Here is a 5,579-nt window from a genome sequence, read left to right as displayed (position 1 = left end):
AACGGTGGAACTTTACATCAACGGCGTTCGCAAAAAAGTATCTACACCAACAAACGGAGACTTCAAGCTGTATGCCCAAGGTTTTGGTTTAAAAGTTGGCGACACATTTGAAGTACGCGGTGTCGATGCCAATGGCAAAAAAGGCCCGGTAACAACAGGAATAGTACTAGCTACATCTGCATCTCCAGCGGCATACACTTTAACAGTAGAAAACGCTGGTCTAAGCTCTAAATCAATTACTGGAACAGCAGGAAATGGCTTCACCACAGTTCGTCTATCCATCGATGGTACGATTGTTAAAGTAGGCCAAATTGACGCAGACGGTACGTACAGCATCGCTACCAACAACCTTATTCAACAAGGCTCAAAAGTAGAAGTAGTAGGTTATACGGATAAAACAGAAATGGCTCGTAAAACAGTGAACATCGTCAATGATGAAAAGCCAACATTAGAAGCCCTAACGATCGATGACGACGCAGTGAAAGGTTCCGTAACAGCAGGTTCAGCAACAAGTTTCCGCGTAAGCATCAACGGCGTGTTAACGAAAACTGGTACGATTGCAACAGATGGTACATTCCAGTCAAGTATCGGTAAACAAGCGGTAGGGACAATCGTTACAATTGAAATCAAAGACGCGGGAGGTTACAACACACTTCGCACAGCAAGCGTCACGGTAACAGGTTCAGCCGTAGTGAAACTAACAGCACCAGTCCTAGAAAAAATGGACGGTAGCTACATTGTTGGAACAGCACCAAAAGGTACAGAGTCAATTACAGTTTACGAAAATGGTGTAGCTGTGAGAACGCAAAACGTAAGCACGATGACAGCAAACGCAGACGGTAGCTTCACATTCAAAGCATATGTAGCAGCAAGTGCAACAAGCGTTCAAGTCCAAGCAAAAAATAGTGATAAACGTATGAACAGTGATTTATCAGTAGCATTTACAAAATAAATTTTAAAAGGTCTGCTCCGATTTTTAAATGGGGGCAGGCTATAGATAGAAATAAAGCGTTGTAATTAAGAACAACCATCAATATAAAGGCAGAAAAGGAGTAATAACTTTACATGAAATCAAAAAAATTAGTAAGTATTTTAGCAATCACTTCGATCTTGGGGACTAGCATTGTAACACCATTTAACGTATTAGCGGAGACACCAGTACAAGCAGCGGTATCAGCAACTGCACCAACTTATGTAGCACCAACAACACAAAATAAAGTTTTAGAAGTATCACCGGGACCTTATCTACAAATGGTTCGATTCGATGGAGATTATATTACACTCAACCTGATTAAATTCGTTAAAGGCTATGGTGTAAGAGTTGTACTCCCAAATGGCACATCAAGAGAGTTTTATTCACAGTATGCTGCTGGAGCTCAAAATGAATTTGTCTATATTTATGTAGGAGATCAAAATTTAACAAGTCCATATTCCTTCTTTTCAACGGAAGGTTTGTATTCAAACGGTAAGCCTTACCCTAACAGTTACCACACATTTTACACGGCTCAATATATGGGATATCAATATGATACAGCATTCGGTCAAAAAGTGTACAACCTATTCCAAGATGGTAGCTTATCAACCATTGGATCAGGCGTGACACAAGCAGAAATCGATGCTGCAAGAGCGGCCGCGGCAAACGCACCAGCATCTCCTGAAAAAGACAAGTTAGTTAATCTAATCACGAAAGCACAAACAGAGTTCACAAATAACACAGCATCTAAAAATACAGCAGCCCGCGACGCCGTTAATGCGCTATTTACTAACAACACACCAACATCAGGTGCCATCAAGCCAACAACGACACAAAGCACGATTGATGCGGCTAAAGCACTAGCAAACCAAGTAACAGATGCAACACAAAAAGCAGCGATGCTAGCGGATATTCAAAAAGCACAAGATTTGCTAAACACACGTACACAACAACAAGCCGATAACGCAGCGGCAGATCAGTCAGTCAAAGCGCTATATCTGAATGACAATCCTGCGACGGATGCTATCAAATCAATAACAAATCAGTCAGCAATTAATAAAGCACAAGATGCAGTCAACAAAGTTACTGACGCGGTAACAAAAGCAGCATTACAAAAACAAGTAGACCGTGCACAGGAATTATTGAACAATCGCACAACCCAAGCAGCAGCAGATCAAGCACAACAAGCAGTAGCTAACTACGCAGTCAACCAACTATTCTTAAATAATACACCAGCGAGTGACGCGATTAAAGCTTCTACAAATCAAGCAGCAATTGACAGTGCACAAGCAGAAATTAATAAAATCAAAGATCCAGCGCTAAAAGTAGATCTACAGAAAAATTTAAATCGCGCGCAAGAATTGTTAAATCAACGCAATGCAGCTGCAAGTCAAGCAGATCAAGCACAACAAGCAGTAGCTAACTACGCAGTCAACCAACTATTCTTAAATAATACACCAGCGAGTGACGCGATTAAAGCTTCTACAAATCAAGCAGCAATTGACAGCGCACAAGCAGAAATCAATAAAATCAAAGATCCAGCGCTAAAAGTAGAACCACAGAAAAATTTAGATCGCGCACAAGAATTGCTAGATCAACGCAATGCAAATGCGAGTCAAGCAGAAAAAGCGAAACAAGACGCAGCGAAAAAAGCAGTGGATGAACTATTCAATAGCAACACCCCGACATCAGGAGCAATCAAACCAGCAACTAATCAAAAAGCCATTGATGACGCTCAAAAACTAGTCGATGCGATCACAGATCCAGCAGTGAAAGCAGAACGTCAAGCGGATCTAAATAAAGCACAAGACTTACTAGATGCAAAAAACGCAGCAGCAACAGAAAAAGCGAAACAAGACGCAGCGAAAAAAGCAGTGGATGAACTATTCAACAGCAACACTCCAACATCAGGAGCAATCAAACCAGCAACTAATCAAAAAGCCATTGATGACGCTCAAAAAGCTATCGATGCAGTAACAGATGCAACAATTAAATCGAACTTACAAAAAGATCTAGACAAAGCGCAACAGCTACTAGACGCAACAAGTGCACCATCGAATTACAGCTTAACAGCTAACGATGCTGGCCTTACTGCTACAGCTATCACAGGAACAGTTGGAAAAAGTATCACGAGCGTGCGCCTATCCGTTGATGGCACTATTGTAAAAGTCGGTCAAATCGACGCAGATGGCACATATAGCATCGCGACTAACAAATTCATCAAAGCAGGTTCAAAAGTAGAAGTCGTAGGCTATGAAGATAAGACAGAAAAAGCTCGTAAAACAGTAACAATTACTAATGATGAAAAACCAGTTCTTGGTCCTGTTACTGTAGACGATGATGTAATCAGAGGTTCCGTAACAGCAGGATCAGCAACAAGTTTCCGTATCAGCATCAATGGTGTAGCCGTTAAGACAGGAGCAATCGCAGCGGATGGGACATTCCAATCAAGCATTGGGAAACAAGCCGCAGGAACAGTTATTAAAATTGAAATCAGAGATACGACAGGTTATAACACATTACGCGTAGCAAGCACAACAGTAACCGGATCTGCTGTGGTGAAATTAGTAGCACCAACGCTTCAAAAAATGGAAGGTAACTACATCGTTGGAACAGCACCAAAAGGAACGGAATTAATTACAATTTACGAGAATGGCGTAGCTGTGAGAACACAAAACGTAAGCACAATGACAGTGAATTCAGATGGTAGCTTCACATTCAAAGCATATGTAGCACCAAGCGCAACAAGCGTTCAAGTCCAAGCGAAAAACAGTGACAAACGCATGACAAGTGATTTATCAACAGCATTTACAAAATAGGTTCTCACGTAGCGGTATGTAATGTACCGCTACGTTAAATTTGAACAGAATTCATCTACTTTAACTAGATGAAAATTAAATCATAGGAGCGTGTATAAATGAAGAAAGGGTTATTGAAAAAGGGAAGTAGCATAGCGTTAGTAACAACACTCATCGGGAGCCAGCTAATGACTGCAGTTCCATTTAACGTATTGGCAGCAGAAAATCCAGCAGGAACAATCGGTGCACAAGCCCTTCCAACTTACAGTGTGACAGTTGGTACTTGGCCTGAACTGAAAGCGGCTCTTACAAGCGCGGCTATCACAGATATCTATATCAATGCTGATATCACTATCGGAGAAACAACATCTGTAACGAATACAACGAAAAATATTCACGGAAATGACCATACGTTAAATGCCAATGGTAAACAAATTAAATTAGCCACAGCAAACACTGTGGGGTTAATAGAAGACTTAAGAATCACAAATACGGATATTTATGGATTTTTTTGGGGTAGTGTTGCCAATCTAGAGGTTACTTATAAGAATGTAGATCACAGCGGTGGACAAATGATTTATTTACCATATGGACATCTAATTATTGATGGAACTGTTACTAGTATTTCGACAACAGAGGAAGTTTATGAAGGGAAAGACTTGACGATCTTGGATAATGCAACGGCATATTTTGCTACGACCTCAACTGCAAGAAGGAATTCGCCGATCAATTCGGAAGCTGCAGCAGGAAAATTAATTGTAGGTAATAATGCCAACTTAATCACTCGATCAAAAGCTGCATCGATTTATGGCGGTACCAATTTTACGCTTATAAACTATGGGAATATGGATTTAAAATCGGATAACTTCCAAGCTATCCATCTAGCAGTTGGAAGTAGCATGTATTTTCAACCTGGTAGCGTTTTAAAAGCTGTTGCAGGTGATCCAGTGGAAGAAGCGGTAGAAGCAACTACAGGTAATATTTTTGTAGAAGCAGGCGCAACTTTTGAAGTAGAGAGTAACGGGAGTCAAGGTGCAGTAATTACTGGTGATACGTTTAAGCTAGCAGAAGGCTCTAACTTCTCTATAACGAACTTTAACCCAGCAGGTTCAGCAATGGGGTCGTATGCTAGTGCAGTTAATGTCATTTTACAATCTGCTCAGGGTGTTAGTACATGGGATCGTGGAACTGTTACAAACTCAATGCCAACTGCGACTTATCCAGGAGTTATAAATGCTCAATTTACATTATCAGGTTATTTGAAGAGCGTGTCACAAACGAAGCTGACATCCAATAACGCGCTATTTAATAGTAGATATAATACTGGAGCAACAGGTAAAATTGTTGGTGGAAGCTTTTCATCAAAAGCAATCGATCAAACAACAATTAATAAATTGGATACAGATTCTACTTTGGCAACAGGGACAGCAGAACCAAAAGCAGATGTTGTAATCAAAGTGGGATCAACAATTATTGGCCAAGGAAAAGCTGGGGATGACGGTAAATACAGTATTACTATTCCGAAACAAGTAGTTGGTGCAAACGTTACAGCAACGGCAACATGGAATTCTCAGGCTTCAAGTGCAACAGCAGTAGTACAAAAAGGTACTGCTGATCAGGACGCGGCTAGAACTGCTGTGGATGCCCTATTCACAGATGCAACAAAAACCGGCATTAAATCGACAACAGACCAAGCGGCAATCGATGCGGCACAAGCTTTAGTGAATAAAGTACAAGATCCAACAGTAAAAGCAGACTTACAAAAAGATATCGACAAAGCACAAAGCTTACTAGATGGACAAAACGAA

At 40.8% G+C, this 5,579-nt stretch carries 3 protein-coding genes; all 3 read left to right on the top strand.

Translation table 11 applies throughout. The features are described from left to right. Positions 1 to 952: hypothetical protein (locus tag DUK53_RS17615; protein WP_161564260.1), on the top strand; the 952-nt coding region annotated here is incomplete at its 5' end. 113 nt (positions 953 to 1,065) lie between these two features. Beyond that, positions 1,066 to 3,792: a toxin Cry1Ac domain D-VI-related protein gene (locus tag DUK53_RS16625; RefSeq protein ID WP_103035122.1), complete on the top strand. Its 2,727-nt coding sequence runs from the start codon at positions 1,066 to 1,068 to the stop codon at positions 3,790 to 3,792. Positions 3,793 to 3,890: 98 nt separating this feature from the next. Further along, positions 3,891 to 5,579, top strand: a 1,689-nt coding sequence (locus DUK53_RS16620) for a pectate lyase-like adhesive domain-containing protein (protein ID WP_236637321.1), incomplete at its 3' end; no start/stop codon positions are given.

This window comes from Listeria sp. SHR_NRA_18 (genome assembly GCF_003856515.1).
Lineage (GTDB): Bacteria > Bacillota > Bacilli > Lactobacillales > Listeriaceae > Listeria_A > Listeria_A newyorkensis.
Note: the sequence above shows the minus strand (reverse complement) of the source record. Positions and strands in the feature narration are given on the sequence as shown.

What these genes read in the sequence shown, in the direction of transcription:
- DUK53_RS16625 (WP_103035122.1), top strand. Translation starts at nt 1,066, where the DNA reads ATGAAATCAAAAAAATTAGTAAGTATTTTAGCAATCACTTCGATCTTG.